This window comes from Ruminococcus sp. J1101004sp1_RTP21198st1_B9_RTP21198_201120 (assembly GCF_040924245.1).
In the GTDB taxonomy this organism is placed as follows: Bacteria; Bacillota; Clostridia; order Lachnospirales; family Lachnospiraceae; genus Blautia_A; species Blautia_A faecis.
Map to the genome: position 1 here is coordinate 55,861 of NZ_JBCOMI010000003.1, position 17,736 is coordinate 73,596.

Sequence of the window (17,736 nt, forward strand, 5' to 3'; positions counted from 1 at the left end):
CTTACTTCCGTACCATCATAGCTTTCAGAGATTCATATAAATCCCTATATGTACGGTATGTCTTATTATAAACTTCTTTATTCTCAGGATTGGGCTCATGGCGTCTTGTCTCTTTCACTGTCATGGAAACCGCTTCCTCGTAATCTTTATAAAATCCAACTCCTACGCCAGCCAGGATTGCAGCACCTAATGTGGTTGCTGTATCGGAAGCAGGGACCACCACTGCCTTGCCTGTCACATCAGCCTTAATCTGAGTCCAGAGAAGGGAATTGGCTGAACCTCCCATAGCACGAAGAACTTCTGCTTTAGCACCTGCCGCTTCAGCCACCTCCAGATTATGGCGCAGGGAAAATGCTACGCCCTCCATACAGGCTCTTACCATGTGTCCCTTGGTCTTAGCAAAATCAAGTCCATAGAAAACGCCTTTGGCGTATGGATTCCAGACAGGGGATCTCTCCCCGGACATATATGGAAGGAACACAACGCCTTCACTTCCGGCTGGTACTGCCTCGGCAATTTCATTCAGTTGTTCCAGAGAGGATTTCCCGGTATCCGCCTTGCGGCTCCTCTCATAAGCTGCAAATTCTCTCTCAAACCAGCGCATGACACCGCCGCCTCCGGTAGTTCCTCCCTGAAGAAGCCACTTGCCTGGCACTACGTGATATCCTAAGATCAGACTTGGATCTGCTTTGTATGTATCTGTGCAGATGCTCATGCCACCAGCCTGTCCACCCTGCTCCTGGGTCTCCCCCGGATGGATCACACCTGCACCAAGTGTCCCACAGGCTGCATCCAGACCGCCGGCCACTACAGGAGTTCCGACAGTCAGTCCACTCTGGGCTGCCGCCTCTTCCGTCACAGTTCCCACTACCTTATCGCACGCAACAATCTCCGGAAGAAAATCCACAGGAATTCCCAGTTTCTCACACATCACTTCATCCCAGGTACCAGTACGCATATCAAAGCAATGCAGGCCATATCCCTGTGAAAGATCCTGTGTGATGGCACCAGTCAGTCTGTAAGCAATAAAGCTGTTTGATTGAAGGATCTTGTAAATCTTATTATATACTTCAGGCATATTCTCCTTATACCAGAGAATCTTCGCTGTGGTATAAGAAGGCTGAAGAGAATTACCTGCAACATTGAAAATATTCTCACTGCCGATTTCATTATTGAGTCTGTCGCAGATTTCCTGGGCTCTTGTATCCATCCAGATAGGTGTATCTGTCAGAACATTTCCCTCATGGTCAATGGCAATAGCCGACCAGCTCTGCCCATCAATTCCCACTCCGGCAATCTGCTCTCCTGAAATATTACCTGTCTCCAGGCATTCGCAAATAGCGCCGCAAACCGCATGCCACCATTCATCCGGCTTCTGCTGCGCCCATCCCTCATGAGGATAATAAACAGGGTAATCCCCATTGGCGGAAGCCATCACCTTTCCGTTCTTGTTAAATATGGCAACCTTGCACGCGCTGGTTCCAATATCAATTCCTAATAAATAGTCTTTGCTCATCCTTGTCTCCTTATGGATTTCCCCATAAAAATATCAGTCTGAAGTTTCCGTACAATATGGTCAGGAAGCTCATTTCTTCCTTCAAGCCGTTCCAGCATGATCTGTGCTGTTTCCCTTGCAATTTTCTCTGTGGGCTGTGAAACAATGGTAAGTGCAGGTTTGCATGCACGGGCAAAAGGCAGATTGTCAAATCCCACCAGGGAAATCTCCTCTGGCATGGATACCCCCATCTCGTTAAGCCCGATCACTGCCCCCATAGTCATCTCATAGTTCGTCACAAAAACAGCTGTCATATCCGGATTCTCTTTCACCAGCTCTTCTACTGCCTGAACCCCTCCCTGGATCGTGTAATCACCATGACAGATCAGCTTTTCATCAACCGCAATTCCATGAGCCTTAAGTGCTTTCATATATCCTAACATACGCTGTCTGGCAGTGAATACCTCATCCGGTCCACCGATCAGACCAATCTTCTGATGCTGTTCTTCTACCAGCATGCCAACAGCCTTCTCAGCTGCATTTACATTATCCACCAGCACACAGTCGCAGGATATTCCCTGGATCATACGGTCGATAAGCACAATGGGTTTATCTGTTTTCTGAAATTCATTCAGATGGGCTCCAGTCATATCTACCGGCATATTGATAATTCCATCCACACGTTTCCGGGTAAGGAAATCCACTGCTTCTTTTTCAAGCTTCTTATCTGTTCTGCAGTCACAGACAATCGCTGCATATCCATGGCTTCGGAGGATATCCTCCATTCCACTGATGATTTCTGCGCAGAAAACATTGTTCAGCTCTGGAATCACAACCCCCACTGTCTTGGTCGCATTGGTCTTCAGACCGCGGGCAACTTCATTTACTTCGTAATGTAATTCTTCGATGGCTTCTTCGATCTTGATACGGTTCTTCTCTCTTACATTCCCCCCATTGAAATAAGAGGAAATCGTTGCCAGACCAAGTCCTGTCCGTCTGGCAATATCTTTCATCGTCGCTGCCATAAATCAGCCTCTTACTCAGCCTTTCCGTCACAGCCGCAAACTTTCATACGGGCCATTACAAGCTCTTTCACAGCTGCAATTCCAGCCTTGCCATATGCCTTAGGATCAAATACCTTCTCATCCTCAAGTGTCTCTCTGACAGCCTTGGAGTATGCTGCACGAAGCTCGGTGGCAAAATTAACCTTACAGATTCCTCTCTTTACGCAATCCATAACATCCTCATCGCTAAGGCCGGAAGCGCCATGAAGAACCAGAGGAATATCTACAACTTCACGAATTTCACTTAAACGCTCCTTATCAAGAACAGGAGTTCCCACATAGAAGCCATGTGCTGTGCCGATTGCTACCGCAAGAGAAGTAACGCCGGTGCGCTCTACAAATTCTCTGGCTTCCTGTGGATCGGTATTGGTATCTGCAACTGCAACCAGGTCGTCTTCCTTACCACCTACCTTACCAAGTTCTGCCTCGCATGGGATTCCCATAGAAGCTGCTACGTCAGCCACCTTCTTGCTCACCTCAATGTTTCCTTCATAATCCAGCTTAGAACCGTCAATCATCACGGAAGTATATCCAGCCTTCAGAGCCTTCATGGCGAGATCAAAGCTACTGCCGTGGTCAAGGTGCAGGCAAACCGGAACGGAAGCCTTTGCAGCTTCTGCTGCAACGATTGCCTGATAGGTCTCAAGAGTGCCATATTTAATAGTAGATGGAGTAGTCTGGATCATAACAGGTGCTTTCAACTCCTCAGCTGCCTGAATGATCGCTTTCACCATCTCCATATTCTCTGCATTAAACGCACCCACTGCGTAACCGCCCTGCTGAGCCTTCAACAACATTTCCTTAGATGTAACAAGTGGCATATTCTCCTCCTTCTGCCTGCTGATACAGGCCGTGAATCTTCTGTTTTCAAGAAACCGAAACGTTTCTGTTTTAGTTCATATTAACTCTTTTCCAAATTTCTGTCAACAGTAAATATTTCATCTTTTTGCGTAAAATTTTACCTTGAAAAATCCAGCAAAGAAAGGTAACTTATAGAGTAGAATACTTTCGGAACCGGTATCAGTTTTTATAGATTACTGTGCCAGATTTCTGAGAAAGAACGAAGGGAGAATATATTATGTTAAAAGGAATTCCAGAAATACTTTCACCACAGCTTTTAAAAGTTTTATGCGAGATGGGACACAGCGACCGCATCGTTATCGCGGACGGCAACTTCCCAGTAGAATCAATGGGTAAAGATGCAATTGTTGTTCGCTGCGACGGACATGGAGTTCCAGAACTTCTGGACGCTATCCTTACTGTTATCCCTCTTGATTCTTATGTAGAGAAACCAGTTACCCTGATGGAAGTTATGCCTGGCGATCCGGTAAAAACTCCAATCTGGGATACATACAAAGAGATTGTTTCCAAACATGATGAACGTGGCGCCGAGGCAGTTGGAAATATCGAGCGTTTCGCATTTTATGAAGAGGCAAAGAAAGCATATTGTATTATCGCTACAGGTGAGAAAGCTGTTTACGCAAACGTTATGCTTCAGAAAGGTGTTGTTATCAACAAATAATTTTTTATTTCAGCTAAAAAGCTCCGTCGGATTCCCGGCGGAGCTTTTATTATTCATGTTTATTATGATTCACTATTTTTTCCTTTTTTCTTAAGGAGCCAGATTACCACTGCGATACCAATGATAATAACTACAACCAGAATCCAGATAGCAGAACTCATTCCTTTATCTGTGCTCTCCACATTTTCGCTGGACGCTTCCTGTTCTGCACTTTCTGAAGGAGCAACTGTTACTGCTGCCTCTTCTGTAGGCGCAATAGTCACACTTGGCTCCGGGGTGGGAGTACTTGTCTCTGTTGGTTCCGGAGTAGGAGTACTTGTCTCAGTCGGCTCCGGGGTAGGAGTGCTCGCCTCAGTTGGTTCCGGGGCAGGAGTGCTCGCTTCAGTCGGCTCAGGGGCAGGAGTACTTGTCTCAGTTGGCTCTGAAGCTGCAGTTGCTTTCTTAGTCGGTTCCGGAGCAGGAGTACTCGTCTCAGTTGGCTTCGGAGCAGGAGTACTTGTCTTCTCAGGCTTCGGGGTAGGAGTGCCTGTTGGCTCTGCCTCCGCATCACTGCTGTCTTTGCCTTCGGTACCTGCTTTTCCAACTTCAGAAGTATTCTCTCCAGCCTGAACAGATTGGGAACCGTCTTCCGCTTCTTTCTCAGTTTCAGGAACAAGTTCTACTGTACTCTCTTCCGTATTGGTGGCTTCTGCAATATTTACCCAGCCAGAAACATCACCAGCCTCTGTGTGTCCCCAGATACCATCTTTACCAGTATCTACTTCTGTATCAATATATAACTTCTCACCATTCGCTATATTACAGCCTCCGGAAACTGTGCCGTACTTTTTTCCAGGTCCTTTATACAGGCAAACGGAACCGTCTTCCTTAGCATTGACTGTAAGACTGTAATTCGCATCCTTGCTTCCGTATAAGGCAAGCTCTGATGCCACTGCCTCGGCAAGAGTGGCCGGCTTCAGATAATTCTCTTCCAGGAAACCAAACATGCCATGAAGCTGAGCATATACCCATACCTTTCCAGCTTCATCTGTGGTCTCTCCTTCTACATGGATCGCAGTTCCATTAGGAATCAACTCATCATTCAGCTTCGGGCTGGAAGCATCTGCCTCTGAATACATGTCAACACCGCCATCAGGCGATTCTACAATCATATAGTAATCTGTTTTATAATCAACCTGCTGTGTCTTTCCTGCATCTGCAAAAACTCCCACAGTCATGCAAAAAGTAAGAAGCACAGCCAGCAACATTCCCAGCTTTTTCTTCATATATATCCTCTTTTCCCTCTTATATACATTTTCTGTTTTTCATTGTAACACACCAGGAAAAACTTGCAACCATTTTTCTCATATTTTCCCATTATTTTACAGCAACAGTTACTATTCACCGGTAATGTTCCGCGAGGTGTTTTTATAAACAATTTCACAGAAAAATCGGGAATCCGGGCGTGAAATCATGCGAATGTATGTCCGATAAAGAGCCCCAGACAATAAAAGAGCGAGACAAAAGTCCCGCTCTCTCAGCTTTCCTTCATTGTCCTGGGGGAGTGAAAGAAAGCAGTTAAATTATAAAAAGCTAATTATTTATAAAGAGGTCCATAGTTCTTGCAAGCTCTGAAGTCTGCACCCTCTTTATCCATTCCAAATGCATTCCATGCTGCCGGACGATAGATATCTTTCTCCGGAACGTTATGCATAGATACCGGGATACGAAGCATAGAGCACATTGTGATCAGGTCAGCTCCGATATGTCCGTAGGAGATAGCACCGTGGTTAGCTCCCCAGTTGTTCATTACATCATAAGCTGTCTTGAACGGTCCCTCTTTGCCATCGCATCTTGGAGCAAACCATGTACATGGCCATGTGTAGTCTGTACGTTTCCAAAGTTTGTCAGATACTTCTGCTGGAAGAGCAACTGTCCATCCTTCAGCAATCTGCAGAACCGGTCCAAGTCCTTTAACAAGGTTCAAACGGATCATTGTTGCAGGCATCTGAGCTTTTGTTTCATAACGGCTGGAGTATCCGCCTCCACGGAAGTATCCGTTGTCAGCCATACACCATTCAGTGTTTTCCATGATAGCTTTCTGGTCTTCTTCTGTGATATCCCACCACTGTTTCATAACAGCATTGCCGTTTTCATCTTTAGCTTCGCCGTTAGCGTCAAGGCAAGCAGCACCGGAGTTGATCAGGTGAAGGAATCCGCCAGCTTCTTTAGCTACGCCTTCAAGGTCATATCCTGTAGCTTTCTTAACAGCCTCTGGGCTCCAGTATGTACGAACATCAGCGAAGATCTGAGCTCTGTTTGTAAGAAGTTTCATGAACATCATTCCAAGTCCGTTAAGAACGTCATTCTCTGTAGCGAGGATGTATGGCTCACGAGCTCCGTTCCAGTCAAAGGATGTGTTCAGCATAGCTTCTGCAAAGTCACCGTTTGGATAGAAATCTGTCCACTGTCTCTGTCCCTGGAAACCAGCTGCCAGAGCGTTGTGTCCGATTGCTTCCTCGGAGAATGCAGGATCAAGGTTATCGCAGCCGTTCATCAGCTCTTTGATGATAACTGCCATTTTAACTACGAACTCAAACTGCTCTTCTTTCTTCTCTGGGGAGAACTGCAGTTCTTCAGGGTTCTTGTCCCAACCAATCTTACAGGTCTCTTTCGCCCATTTGAGAGCTTTCTCAAATTCTGCGTGATCGTAGATGCCTTCTGTCATACGACGGATGATTTCTACCTCATCAACGGATTCAACACGCATTCCAAGATAGGATTCGATGAAATCGGAATCAATGATAGATCCGCCGATACCCATTGTAACGGAACCGATCTGCAGATAGGATTTGCCTCTCATGGAAGCAGCTGCAACTGCTGCACGTCCGAATCTGAGTAATTTCTCTTCAACGTCTGCCGGGATAGATGTGTCATCAGCTTCCTGAACATCATGTCCATAGATACCGAATGCCGGAAGACCTTTCTGTGCATGTGTAGCAAGAACGGATGCAAGGTAAACTGCTCCTGGTCTTTCTGTTCCGTTGAAGCCCCATACAGCTTTGATTGTCTGAGGATCCATATCCATTGTCTCTGCGCCATAGCACCAGCACGGTGTAACAGTAAGTGTGATGTCTACGCCTTCTTTACGGAATTTGTCAGCACATGCAGCACTTTCACCTACACGTCCGATTGTTGTATCAGCGATAACAACTTTAACAGGCTCACCGTTGGAATATCTCAGGTTTTCTTCAAAAAGTTTCGCAGCGGATTTAGCCATATTCATTGTCTGCTCTTCAAGAGATCCTCTGACATCGAGTGCTCCTCTACGTCCGTCGATTGTTGGTCTGATACCGATAACCGGATAGCTGCCTACTAATCTGCTCTTTGCCATGATTCATTACCTCCATAATAAATATATTCTTTTTTAAGAGGTTTCACTAAAAAACCTCCCTGTTTCCTATAGTTCATAGTATACAATTGCCAAACCGTAATTACTTGTGATATAATGGCAAAAAATAGTACAATATTCACTTTTTTGATCATTTTGTAAAAAATCCATCAAATTAACTTAAGGAGGAATTTATTTTGCAGGATCTGGACCATAATGAAGACCGTTTAAGGGGAACATATGATTTTCCTTTTGAATTTCATCATATTGATCAGGCTCATCCGCGCTATGTAATGTCCTATCACTGGCATGTAGAATATGAAATCATTCGTATTCTTGAGGGCTCTCTCACTGTCACTTTAGACGAAAAAAGTTTCATTGCAACAGCTGGAGACATCATTTTTGTACATAGTGGAATTCTTCACAGTGGAATTCCTGATAATTGTCTTTATCAGTGCATTGTTTTCGACGGAAATGTTTTCCTCAAAAATAATTCTGTTTGTGCAGGATATATGCAGAAGATTATTCATCAGGAAATTCTGATCTATCATCATTTTACACCAAAGCATATAGAAATCTGCAATACAATAAACAGTCTTTTTGATTCTCTTTGGAAAAGAGAACCTGGCTACGAGCTCACTGTAATTGGACAATTTTACCACTTTTTCGGCATTATTTTTAGTAATCATTACTATCTTGAAAGTATAACACGCGCAAGACGTGATTATAAGAGAATTTTACAGCTGAAACAGGTACTTGATTTCATTGAGCACAACTATACGGGGGCTCTGACACTAAAACAGCTTTCGGCCTCCGTATCCATGTCACCCAAATACTTTTGCCGTTTTTTCTCCGAAATGACCCATCAGACTCCCATGGATTATCTGAACAGGCAGCGCATTGAGAGAGCCTGCTATGAAATCTCCACAACCGATGATTCTATTACAGATATTGCATATCGAAATGGATTTAATGATCTGAGCTATTTTATACGTACATTTAAAAAATACAAAGGAACTACACCAGGAAAATATAAGAAAAGCTGATTAGGAGGGCGAGCATTGGCCGGACGCCCGCCCACAAAAAAAGAATTGACTTCTTTTTCTCTTATTTCTCAGATATGCTAAAGATGTGATTTTTTTCGTCGTAAGAAAAACGACAGAGAATCATTCCTGTATTTTTTACAGGCTACGTTGACGCATTTTATGCGTTTTCTTTTGCTGTTAAGACTCGAAAAAAGCCATAGCTTATTCTTGTTTTCGCTATATATGCCATTTTTCCAGAATGGTCTCTTATTCCAGGACCCTTATGTAGCAGGTTTTCAAGTAACCGGATGATGGAATTGCTGCTGATCAGGCAGATTAGCCCATGGCAGAAAACTGTCCGCACATACTGCTGCAGAACGCCGCAGAAAATCAGAAATTGTTTTTCTCTTTCGTTTCTTTTATTCTAACAAAAGCCGACCGCCATTACAACGAAATTCGGTCGTAAAATTCTCCCATAATTCGACACTTAAATGATAAATTTTATCTGTAGCTAGAGTTTTCTTTTGTCTGAAACGTGCTATAATATTTTTAATTAGAAACAACTAACACAAGTACGATGAAAGGAAGCTGTTGAATCATGGGAAGATGTTATCATTTATCAAAAACTATTACGGAAGACCAGGCAAATAAAATCATAAAAGAACTGACAGAGCGAGGCGATGTGAAACACGCCAGAATCTCCGCTGACGGACGTTATCTTTATGTGGATACCATTGACGGAGAATTTTCCGTGGTAATGTATTCAGCAGTAAATATCTGCAGCCGTATTGCAAACTGCGAGCTATCCTTTGTGAAATTTGATTACACAGCTTAAAGTCTGCAGATTGCGGGAATGATTTTTTCAAACAGGCTCCAGTACCACTTCTTCTGAAAGCATACCATCAGGACATTTATGGCAAATCTATTAAGAAAGGGAGATTAAATTATGCAGCAGATTACATTAAAAATAGACGGAATGATGTGTGGAATGTGTGAATCCCACATTAACGAAAGTATTCGTAATAACTTTTCTGTAAAAAAAGTCACCTCGTCCCATACAAAAGGAGAGACGGTTATCCTTACAGAAAATGATCTTAATGAAGCAAAGCTGAAAGAGACCATTGATAAAACAGGTTATAAACTGCTCTCTGTCTCAAAAGCTCCATATGAAAAAAAGAAAGGCTTTTTCTCTTTCCTGAAAAAATAGCCTTTCCTTGTCATAATCCTTGTACAATATTCCAACTACAATATCTCCGGTAATACGGACAATGCATATTCTGCCAGGCTATGATCTTCCTCTCCTGTGCCTCCACTTATGCCAAGACCTCCGATAATCGTATCTCCGGATTTCAGCGGCACACCGCCTCCGAAAATCACGATTTTTCCACCATCCATCTTATCTACGCCGTAAAAGGTTCCACCTGGCTGAGCCAGTTTGGATAATTCCATTGTGGACATCTTCACCGCAACAGAAGTATAAGCTTTTTTCAAAGCGACATCAAAGCTTACCAGAAATGCTCCGTCCATTACATGAACGGCAATTGGATTTCCTTCCGGACCACAAACTGCAATCACCGCTTTCTTCCCGCGGCGAAGGGCTTCCTGTTCGATTTTTCCGATCAGCTTCTTCGCTCCATCCAGTGTAATCTTATTCTGCATACCCATGCGGCGCAGTACTGCCTGAATTACAGCTTCGTCTACAGAATCAGAGGTACCAGATATGAGAGAATTTTCAACTTTCGTATCCACGCTCACGCTTCCTCCTGCCACTTTCTCAGTTCCACTTGCATGTAGTTCCGTATTTTCAGAAGATGTGTCAGTTTCTACAGACTCTGACGTACCCGTCTTCTGACCTGCTGCCTCCGCTTCTTCATAGCGTGCAAGCACATACAGATAGTCTGCCAGACGGTTCATATATTTCTTGCTTCCTGTATCAGAACCAAACTTTACACTTACAGCCGCAAGATCACGCTCCGCTCTTCTGGCCACAGCCCAAGTCACACCAATCTCAGCAGACAAGCGACAGGCCCCAGGTAAAGAGGACTCCTTCGGCATATGAAAAAGCCCCGTCAAACGGTCAATCTCTTCCTCTAAAAGCTCTGTCTTGTCATCATTGATCTTATACTCTCTATTATATGGATCTGCCACTCCTGCATCAATTCTGGTCAGATTTTCCTGGATCTTTTCCAGAAAACGGATGGTATCTCCATCTCTGATCATGGTTTTCAACACTCCAATATGGCAGGAAAGTTCATCTATGGTTCCCTCCAGCTGAATTCGGTCATCCGCTTTGGAAACGTTTTTCGTATGGACAAGATTGGTAGTTCCCTTGTCACCATTCTTTGTATAAATACTCATACGACTTTCTCCTGACATTTTACCCATCCGGGAAAATGGATTTTATTACTACTATTCAAAGATTTCTGTGTAGCTTAAATTAATCTGCCACGAAATCCTTAAGCAATTACATTTTATTATGCACCAATACACTGAATATAAGACAAGGTTCGTGCAAAAGCAGGAAATAATCCACATTATCTTACGTTCACTACATTAGTTATAAACAGACTCTGGACAAATACATACAATTCCGCCGTATCTGTCCAAAGTCTCTTATGTGTTACCGGGCACAAAGTGAACAGCAACTCTTAAATTCATTAAAATGACCACAATTTCTTGTAGATCTTCACAATATCCTCTTTCGTTGGTACTCTTGGATTGGCAGTTGTGCAGGCATCAGCAAGCGCCAGGTTTGCCATTTTATCAATTGCTGCAAAATACTCATCCTCAGAAATAGTTCCCATTTCTTTAATCGTAAGCGGAATATTCATTTCCTTCTGCATAAACTGAATCCAGTTTACAAGAGATCTTACAGACATTACTTTGTTGTAGTTACTCAGTCCAAGAATATGTGAAATATTGGCATATCGCTTTACTGCCGGAAGATATTCCTGCTGACTTCTGCTGTGTTTGTTGATATTTGCATTAAATTCTACAATATGCGGAAGCAGCATTGCATTGGCACGTCCATGAGGAATATGGAAAATAGCTCCCAGCTGATGTGCCATACTATGTGTGATTCCAAGTCCTGCAGCATTAAAAGAAAGTCCGGCAAGACAGGAAGCTACATGCATTTTCTGACGGGCATGCATATCGCCACCGTCAAGGTATGCTCTTAACAGAAAGACTCCGCAGATTTCAATTGACTTTTCTGCAAGAGCAGACGAAAATTCATTGTGATTGATACTTACATAAGACTCAATTGCATGAGTCAGTACGTCCATACCTGTATCTGCTGTGATAGAGGGCGGAACGCTCTTTACCAATTCTGCATCCAGGATTGCCTCATCAGCTGTAAGGCTGTCTGAGATCAGCGGATACTTCACATGATTATCTGTATCATTTACAACTGCAAAAGAGGTAACCTCAGATCCGGTACCACTGGTAGTAGGAATTGCAATAAGACCTACTTTGCCGTAATTGTTGATCTTCAGGGCAAACTCACGGATTGCCTTGGATGAGTCAATTGCAGAGCCGCCTCCGACAGCTACTACAACCTCCGGCTGATACTCCAGGAACTTCTTTACACCTTCTGCGATTTTTCCTACCGGTGCATCCGGCACAACATCACTGAATACTTCAAACTCCTTGCCACCGCGTCTCAATGGGTCTGTGATCAGCTCGATCATTTTCCCTTTTGCGATGAATGGATCTGTGATCACCAGAACTTTTTTGTATGGCAGTTCTGCCAGTCTATCCAGGGCATTGTCACCAAAATGGATGACTGTTTTCATTTCAAAAGTTTTCATAATTCAATGCTCCTTTATTGCAGCTTTCTTTTGTAAGCAGAAAGCTTCTATCGGACAGATTCCGGATATCTGCACTCCACGCCCTCTTCTTCAAAAAGCTTCAGCCATTTTTCAGAAGGCTTCACATCTGTCACGACGATATCAACATCCCGCAATCTTCCGGCAACGGAAAATGCGGTCTGGTCAAATTTCGTATTGTCCACAACCAGGATTTTCTTACGTCCTGAATCCAGCATTGCTCTCTTTGCTGTTCCAAAAGCTTCCTGTGATTCCATTACTCCCCAGTTCTCATCAAGAGCCTTACAGGAAAAAATAACGGTATCTACAAAATAAGAGCGAATGACTTCTTCTGTCCGGGATCCAAGAAAAGCCAGATAGCCTTCCTTCATCATCCCACCTGTGGAAATAATATTCCATCCTGACACATCTGCCAGTTCCAGAAGGATCTCCATGGAATTGGTGATCACAGTCAGACGCTCCTTCTCTTTTAATGCCTTTGCCACAAACACTGCAGTAGTGCTGGCGTCCAGAAGCAGATGTTCCCCGTCATGCACAAGAGAGGCTACAATTTCCGCCATCTTCTGTTTCCCAACTACATTCTGATTCTTGCGCACATTAAAAGGGAGATCAATGCTCACATCTTCATTGATCACAGCTCCGCCATAACTTTTAATGGCAAGCCCTTCCTTCTCCAGCTTGTCCAGATCCCGTCGGATGGTTTCCTCAGAAACACCGTATAACTGGCTCAGTTCACTTACTACTACGCGCTTCTCATTCTGTAATTTCTCAAGGATCAGATTCCGTCTCTCTAACGCAAGCATGTTCAGGTCCCCTCCGCGTTCATTTTATTGGTCAGACCAGAATTACAGAAGGCTGTCGATCATTCTCTTATCCGGATGTGCAATAACAGAGGAATCCAGATACATGCCTTTTTCAGCAACAAGCTCTTTCGCTCTGTCGATTGATGCGGATACAGCAGAAACCTCACCAGTGATCATCATGTAAGATTTTCCGCACATGCCTTTTGCAATACGAAGCTCAATAAGATCTACAATTGCAGTCTTTGCAGCCTGATCTGCAGCCTCAATAATGGAAGCTGCATCATATGTTTCAAGAATTCCCAGCGCACTGATCTCCTCAACCTGAGTAGTTCCATAAATAGCTGGGAAAAGAGACTCGTGTGGATTACCCAGTACAAAACTGTCAATGCACTTGTCCTCATATGTTGTTACAGCTGTATCTACGGCAGCTTTTACCGCACTGAGATCACCGGTAATAATTGCAATATATTTACCCGGACACACGGTCTGCGCCTCAACGATTTCTACATCAGATGTCTTAACCATTGCATCTGCTGCAGTAACGCCGGTAGCTGTAGTTTTGAATTCAATCATTCCGATTGCTTTACTCATTTTCTGCACGTCCTTTCTAATTCTTTGCAACTACGATCCAGCGGTCTGTCACCTCGGTAACTTTACCGGAGATGGTTGCATGGATACCAACACTTAAGCCCTGGGCAGGAGAAGCGATCATCTGACCTCTTGTCACCTGATCTCCAACTTTTACAATTGCCTGAGCAGGTGCTCCAATATGCTGGCTAAGAAGAATTTTAACCTTTGGAATATCAACCAATGTCTCGTCCATCGGTGCGTCTTTGTCATATTTTGTAAGACCAAGACGTGCCATCAGGCGTTCTTCCGGAACCTTGCGGTATTCTCGGGATTCCTTAACTGGTACTGGCTGTACTCCCTGAGGAGGACGAATACCTGCCTTACGAAGTCCGCCCTTCATGTCTGCAAGAAGTGTTCTTGGAGCAAGGCTCTGAGGACATGCATACATCTCACAAACTCCACAGGAGCTGCAGAAGCTTGCATTGATGTATGGATTAACATCTCTGAAATCCTGATTGGAAGCTGCACGCATGAAGCGGGCAGGATCAATCGGATGTCCCAGATTGTTACGTGGGCAAAGATCTGTACAAGTATTACACTGGCAGCAAATAGATGCTGCACGTTTTAAATCTATAGCAGAAGTCCGCATCTTCTTCTGTACGATTAAATGGTCTTTTGGCAGAACCAGAATCGCATTTGTTGTCTTCGTCACAGGGTCAGAACCTTTTCCGATTCTTCCCATCATCGGTCCACCAATAAAGTAAACCGGATCTTTTACAGTAGTTCCGCCTGCCTGGGCAACAACATCATCCATAGTACATCCAAGAGGTACTTTTACAGTTACCGGATGATTTACCTCAGCTACAACAGACACATATTTGGCTGTTACAGGCTCTTTTTTCTCTACTGCCTGGTATATATTATACAATGTCTCTACGTTAAACACAGCAACTCCCTGCTCAATAGGAAGTCCGCCAGGTCTTACAACTCTACCAGTTGCTTCGTAGATCAGTACAACCTCATCTCCCATCGGATACACTTCATCCAGAAGGTGAATGCGCATTCCAGGGAACTCTTCAATATGCTGTTTCAGAGCATTTACTGTCTGAACGTAAGATTTTTTGATTCCAATAATGGCTTCAGAAGCTCCAACCGTTTCCTGAACCATATGGAAGGTTTTCATAATTTCGTAAGCGTGCTTCTCTAATAACTGTCTGTGTAATTTCAGTAAAGGTTCGCACTCTGCACAGTTCATAAGAATGGTATTTGCTTTGTCTGTCAGCTTCATGTATGTAGGGAATCCTGCACCGCCGGCACCAACTACACCATTCTCCTGTATAATATTCTGTAATTCTTTGATATCCATGGCGTTACTCCAATCCTGCACCGTCATCAACGATACCTACAATGGCGGCATCTACCGGTGCTGTTTCTACGCCGCAGCCAATTCTTGCCGCGCTTCCTTGTGCCACCAATACATATTCTCCGATTCCTGCACCGATAATATCGATTGCAACAATCTGACTGAGGTCACCTTTCATGTGATGAACCGGTTCCACGATCATAAACTTATTGCCGATCAGCTTTTCGTTTTTTCTTGTGGAAACAACGCTTCCTACTACCTTGCCAACTATCATGTGAACCTCCAAATTTTATATCAGTTCAGCCATGCACCTGTCATTTTCAGAACCAGCATGGCTGAACACTTTATTTTAGTAATGAGGAAATGATTCCCAGAACATTACTTTATAATTGTAACTGTATTGCCTGTGGCAATTTTTGCTGCATTTGCTTCATCTGTATCAATGTGCATCTCCAGTGTAAAGCTGTCATCTACACGGATCTTCACCTGATTAAAAATGGTTCCTCTCTCATTGTCAGCCTTAACAGATACGATATCTCCATCCTTCACACCGGCTGCCTGGGCATCCTTCGGGGACATGTGAATGTGACGCATTGCTACGATACATCCCTCTTTCAGATAAATCGCACCTTTCGGTCCGACAATTGCAATAGGAGCACTTCCCTTAACATCTCCAGACTCACGCACCGGTACTTTCATACCAAGCTTGATTGCGTCTGTAGCTGATACTTCAACCTGGGAAGCCTTGCGGACCGGTCCGAGAATACGTACATTCTCAATTGCACGGAGCTTCAGTCCAACGATAGTTACTGTCTCATTGGAGGCAAACTGTCCGCCCATCAGCTCTTTTTTCTTGGTGAGCTGATATCCTGGTCCAAATAAAGCTTCAACATGTTCCTGTGTCAGGTGGATATGTCTTGCGGAAACTCCGATGGGCACCATGAAGCCATTGCCTTTTTCTTCTTTTTTATTGAGAGCATCCAGTACCATTCTGGTAATCAGCTCAACATTATTGGTTTCCAAAAGTACACCTGCTTTCTTCCTGGAATTCGGTAATGTCTGCCATAGCAGACATTATAAAAGTAAGAAGCATCCATGAATTCGCTCATGCAAGCACAGCTCATTCATGGCTGCTGTCTGGCACTTTTATATTATTTCAGAACTGGAAGGATTTTCTCAACATCTGTATGAGGTCTCGGAATTACGTGTGTAGCTACAAGCTCTCCAAGTCTGGATGCTGCTGCGCTTCCGCTCTCTACTGCAGATTTAACTGCTCCAACATCTCCACGAACCATAACTGTTACAAGACCGGATCCGATCTTCTCTGTTCCAACTAATGCAACGTTAGCTGCTTTGCACATCTGGTCAGCTGCCTCGATAGCTGCTGTAAGTCCTCTGGTTTCTACCATTCCTAATGCTTCCTGTGTCATGATTTTTTCCTCCTTATGAATTGCTGGTTTCTCAGCTTCTGTATGTTTGGTTTCTGTAATCTCTTTGTCAGCTGCAGTGGTCTTCGGCTCTTCAGCCTTTACTTCTGCTGCTTTTGCTCTGGTTGTTCTGGCCGTTCTTCTCGGAGCGGCTGCCTTTTTAGGGGCTGCTTTTTTCGCTGTCTCTTTCTTTTCTTCGTCAGCCATTATTCATCCCCCTTTTTCTTTCTCCATCGACTTGCGCTAAGCTCCACCATTTTGACGATTTCCTCATGGGGATTGGCAATTACTGCATAGCTTGCCGGTTTCTTGATGGCATTTGTTGCTGCCGCTTCCACGGCTTCTGTAACAGCTGCCACATCGCCTTGTACAATAATGGTCACCAGTCGTCCGCCCAGCTTACGCTCCCATGACGCCAGCTCAACGTCTGCCGTTTTACACATAATGTCCAGGGCATCCATGGCCGCTACAACACCTGTGATTTCAATAAAACCATATGATTTACTCATGAGCGAACTCCTTATAGTTCATTAGATGCTTGGAAGGATTTTCTCCACATCTGTATGAGGTCTTGGGATTACGTGTGTAGCTACAAGCTCTCCAAGTCTGGATGCTGCTGCGCTTCCACTCTCAACCGCTGCCTTAACAGCTCCGACATCACCGCGAACCATAACAGTTACAAGACCGGATCCGATTTTCTCTGTACCAACCAGTGTAACCTCTGCTGCTTTTGTCATTGCATCTGCTGCCTCGATTGCAGCTGTAAGTCCTCTGGTTTCTACCATTCCTAAAGCTTCCTGTGCCATGATGAATTCCTCCTGATATATCTCGACTTTTCAAGTACGCTCCAGCGTACTTGCTGTGAGGTACCTGCCATGCTCCGCATGACTTTGTTCGTTTTTATTATAGACTTAAATTCACTGGTTAGCAATCATTAATCCTTATCCAGTGCGCTGATTTTCAGCATTTTTTGTGTACCGGGTTCCGGATTTGGTATTACGTAGTGCTGTACCACACCGGTCATACTCTCTGCTACTCTGATTCCAGCTTCTACAGCCTCTGTTACATCAGAAACGCTTCCGCGGAACTTGATGCAGACAAGGAGCGGTACCGGCAGACTGTCCGCATTTGCAGGTTTATTTTTATCAAAAACCTCCAGATGGACATTTGCTGCCTTGCAGCCGGCGTCGGCCGCCACAAACGCTGTTGCCAGTCCGAACACCTCCAAGATTCCTACAGCTTCTGCCATCTTGATTCTCCTTTATCCGGC

The 17,736-nt window shown here is 44.2% G+C and carries 20 protein-coding genes; 4 read left to right on the forward strand and 16 right to left on the reverse strand.

Translation table 11 applies throughout. The features are described from left to right. Nucleotide 1: 1 nt before the first annotated feature. From xylB to AB5618_RS02750, 3 genes are read right to left on the reverse strand one after another with little or no spacing between them, the layout of a single operon-like run. Complete coding sequence (xylB, locus tag AB5618_RS02740) at nt 2-1,516, reverse strand: xylulokinase (RefSeq protein WP_173716632.1); 1,515 nt, start codon at nt 1,514-1,516, stop codon at nt 2-4. After that, entirely contained in the window at nt 1,513-2,520 is a 1,008-nt protein-coding gene (locus AB5618_RS02745) for a LacI family DNA-binding transcriptional regulator (protein ID WP_368366460.1), read from the reverse strand. The genes xylB and AB5618_RS02745 overlap by 4 nt, the downstream gene beginning before the upstream one ends. A gap of 11 nt (nt 2,521-2,531) precedes the next feature. After that, entirely contained in the window at nt 2,532-3,380 is an 849-nt protein-coding gene (locus AB5618_RS02750; RefSeq protein WP_173717930.1) for a class II fructose-bisphosphate aldolase, read from the reverse strand. 257 nt (nt 3,381-3,637) lie between these two features. On the opposite strand from AB5618_RS02750, the gene AB5618_RS02755 reads away from it, so the two are divergent. Then, nucleotides 3,638-4,081: an RbsD/FucU family protein gene (locus tag AB5618_RS02755; RefSeq protein ID WP_118577760.1), complete on the forward strand. Its 444-nt coding sequence runs from the start codon at nt 3,638-3,640 to the stop codon at nt 4,079-4,081. 62 nt (nt 4,082-4,143) lie between these two features. Here AB5618_RS02755 and AB5618_RS02760 read toward each other — a convergent pair whose 3' ends face one another. Both AB5618_RS02760 and AB5618_RS02765 read right to left on the reverse strand, forming a co-directional pair. Further along, on the reverse strand, nt 4,144-5,346 hold the full coding sequence (locus tag AB5618_RS02760) for a hypothetical protein (RefSeq protein WP_368366461.1): 1,203 nt from the start codon (nt 5,344-5,346) through the stop codon (nt 4,144-4,146). Between the two features lie 311 nt (nt 5,347-5,657). Then, complete coding sequence (locus AB5618_RS02765) at nt 5,658-7,454, reverse strand: L-fucose isomerase (RefSeq protein WP_118577763.1); 1,797 nt, start codon at nt 7,452-7,454, stop codon at nt 5,658-5,660. A 194-nt stretch (nt 7,455-7,648) separates the two neighbouring features. Between AB5618_RS02765 and AB5618_RS02770 the strand changes: the two genes are divergently transcribed. From AB5618_RS02770 to AB5618_RS02780, 3 genes are all read left to right on the forward strand, one after another. Further along, nucleotides 7,649-8,497: an AraC family transcriptional regulator gene (locus tag AB5618_RS02770; RefSeq protein WP_173734868.1), complete on the forward strand. Its 849-nt coding sequence runs from the start codon at nt 7,649-7,651 to the stop codon at nt 8,495-8,497. A gap of 577 nt (nt 8,498-9,074) precedes the next feature. Then, nucleotides 9,075-9,311, forward strand: coding sequence for a hypothetical protein (locus tag AB5618_RS02775; protein WP_173773169.1), 237 nt, complete (start codon nt 9,075-9,077; stop codon nt 9,309-9,311). A gap of 111 nt (nt 9,312-9,422) precedes the next feature. Next, on the forward strand, nt 9,423-9,683 hold the full coding sequence (locus AB5618_RS02780) for a heavy-metal-associated domain-containing protein (RefSeq protein ID WP_173773170.1): 261 nt from the start codon (nt 9,423-9,425) through the stop codon (nt 9,681-9,683). A gap of 35 nt (nt 9,684-9,718) precedes the next feature. Here the strand turns inward: AB5618_RS02780 and AB5618_RS02785 are convergent, their stop codons facing one another. The 11 genes from AB5618_RS02785 to AB5618_RS02835 all read right to left on the reverse strand — a co-directional run bounded on the left by AB5618_RS02785 (nt 9,719) and on the right by AB5618_RS02835 (nt 17,715). Continuing rightward, nucleotides 9,719-10,834 carry a cob(I)yrinic acid a,c-diamide adenosyltransferase gene (locus tag AB5618_RS02785; RefSeq protein ID WP_173773171.1) on the reverse strand — a complete coding sequence of 372 codons (1,116 nt, stop codon included), beginning with the start codon at nt 10,832-10,834 and terminating at the stop codon, nt 9,719-9,721. A 299-nt stretch (nt 10,835-11,133) separates the two neighbouring features. Beyond that, a complete protein-coding gene (locus AB5618_RS02790) occupies nt 11,134-12,285 on the reverse strand; it encodes a 1-propanol dehydrogenase PduQ (RefSeq protein WP_148461170.1) in 1,152 nt (383 codons plus the stop codon). 47 nt (nt 12,286-12,332) lie between these two features. Further along, entirely contained in the window at nt 12,333-13,106 is a 774-nt protein-coding gene (locus AB5618_RS02795) for a DeoR/GlpR family DNA-binding transcription regulator (protein WP_173716624.1), read from the reverse strand. 42 nt (nt 13,107-13,148) lie between these two features. After that, nucleotides 13,149-13,697 carry a BMC domain-containing protein gene (locus tag AB5618_RS02800; protein WP_118577770.1) on the reverse strand — a complete coding sequence of 183 codons (549 nt, stop codon included), beginning with the start codon at nt 13,695-13,697 and terminating at the stop codon, nt 13,149-13,151. 16 nt (nt 13,698-13,713) lie between these two features. Continuing rightward, nucleotides 13,714-15,042 carry a 4Fe-4S dicluster domain-containing protein gene (locus AB5618_RS02805; RefSeq protein ID WP_118577771.1) on the reverse strand — a complete coding sequence of 443 codons (1,329 nt, stop codon included), beginning with the start codon at nt 15,040-15,042 and terminating at the stop codon, nt 13,714-13,716. Nucleotides 15,043-15,046: 4 nt separating this feature from the next. Beyond that, nucleotides 15,047-15,313: a EutN/CcmL family microcompartment protein gene (locus tag AB5618_RS02810; protein WP_117850917.1), complete on the reverse strand. Its 267-nt coding sequence runs from the start codon at nt 15,311-15,313 to the stop codon at nt 15,047-15,049. Nucleotides 15,314-15,417: 104 nt separating this feature from the next. After that, nucleotides 15,418-16,062 (reverse strand): phosphate propanoyltransferase, encoded by a 645-nt coding sequence (gene pduL, locus AB5618_RS02815; protein ID WP_117850748.1) that lies wholly within the window; start codon nt 16,060-16,062, stop codon nt 15,418-15,420. A gap of 128 nt (nt 16,063-16,190) precedes the next feature. Continuing rightward, a complete protein-coding gene (locus AB5618_RS02820) occupies nt 16,191-16,469 on the reverse strand; it encodes a BMC domain-containing protein (protein WP_005427721.1) in 279 nt (92 codons plus the stop codon). A gap of 203 nt (nt 16,470-16,672) precedes the next feature. Next, complete coding sequence (locus AB5618_RS02825) at nt 16,673-16,975, reverse strand: BMC domain-containing protein (protein ID WP_118577772.1); 303 nt, start codon at nt 16,973-16,975, stop codon at nt 16,673-16,675. A 21-nt stretch (nt 16,976-16,996) separates the two neighbouring features. Next, nucleotides 16,997-17,272 (reverse strand): BMC domain-containing protein, encoded by a 276-nt coding sequence (locus AB5618_RS02830; protein ID WP_118577773.1) that lies wholly within the window; start codon nt 17,270-17,272, stop codon nt 16,997-16,999. Between the two features lie 128 nt (nt 17,273-17,400). Next, a complete protein-coding gene (locus AB5618_RS02835) occupies nt 17,401-17,715 on the reverse strand; it encodes a BMC domain-containing protein (RefSeq protein ID WP_118577774.1) in 315 nt (104 codons plus the stop codon). Nucleotides 17,716-17,736: the final 21 nt, after the last annotated feature.

Coding starts and splice junctions, on each gene's coding strand:
- AB5618_RS02780 (WP_173773170.1), top strand. CDS start 9,423: ATGCAGCAGATTACATTAAAAATAGACGGAATGATGTGTGGAATGTGT.
- AB5618_RS02820 (WP_005427721.1), bottom strand. CDS start 16,469: ATGACACAGGAAGCATTAGGAATGGTAGAAACCAGAGGACTTACAGCA.
- AB5618_RS02800 (WP_118577770.1), bottom strand. CDS start 13,697: ATGAGTAAAGCAATCGGAATGATTGAATTCAAAACTACAGCTACCGGC.
- AB5618_RS02825 (WP_118577772.1), bottom strand. CDS start 16,975: ATGAGTAAATCATATGGTTTTATTGAAATCACAGGTGTTGTAGCGGCC.
- AB5618_RS02765 (WP_118577763.1), bottom strand. CDS start 7,454: ATGGCAAAGAGCAGATTAGTAGGCAGCTATCCGGTTATCGGTATCAGA.
- AB5618_RS02755 (WP_118577760.1), top strand. CDS start 3,638: ATGTTAAAAGGAATTCCAGAAATACTTTCACCACAGCTTTTAAAAGTT.
- AB5618_RS02750 (WP_173717930.1), bottom strand. CDS start 3,380: ATGCCACTTGTTACATCTAAGGAAATGTTGTTGAAGGCTCAGCAGGGC.
- AB5618_RS02775 (WP_173773169.1), top strand. CDS start 9,075: ATGGGAAGATGTTATCATTTATCAAAAACTATTACGGAAGACCAGGCA.
- AB5618_RS02810 (WP_117850917.1), bottom strand. CDS start 15,313: ATGATAGTTGGCAAGGTAGTAGGAAGCGTTGTTTCCACAAGAAAAAAC.
- AB5618_RS02805 (WP_118577771.1), bottom strand. CDS start 15,042: ATGGATATCAAAGAATTACAGAATATTATACAGGAGAATGGTGTAGTT.
- AB5618_RS02790 (WP_148461170.1), bottom strand. CDS start 12,285: ATGAAAACTTTTGAAATGAAAACAGTCATCCATTTTGGTGACAATGCC.
- AB5618_RS02830 (WP_118577773.1), bottom strand. CDS start 17,272: ATGGCACAGGAAGCTTTAGGAATGGTAGAAACCAGAGGACTTACAGCT.
- AB5618_RS02795 (WP_173716624.1), bottom strand. CDS start 13,106: ATGCTTGCGTTAGAGAGACGGAATCTGATCCTTGAGAAATTACAGAAT.
- xylB (WP_173716632.1), bottom strand. CDS start 1,516: ATGAGCAAAGACTATTTATTAGGAATTGATATTGGAACCAGCGCGTGC.
- AB5618_RS02760 (WP_368366461.1), bottom strand. CDS start 5,346: ATGAAGAAAAAGCTGGGAATGTTGCTGGCTGTGCTTCTTACTTTTTGC.
- AB5618_RS02745 (WP_368366460.1), bottom strand. CDS start 2,520: ATGGCAGCGACGATGAAAGATATTGCCAGACGGACAGGACTTGGTCTG.
- AB5618_RS02785 (WP_173773171.1), bottom strand. CDS start 10,834: ATGAGTATTTATACAAAGAATGGTGACAAGGGAACTACCAATCTTGTC.
- AB5618_RS02835 (WP_118577774.1), bottom strand. CDS start 17,715: ATGGCAGAAGCTGTAGGAATCTTGGAGGTGTTCGGACTGGCAACAGCG.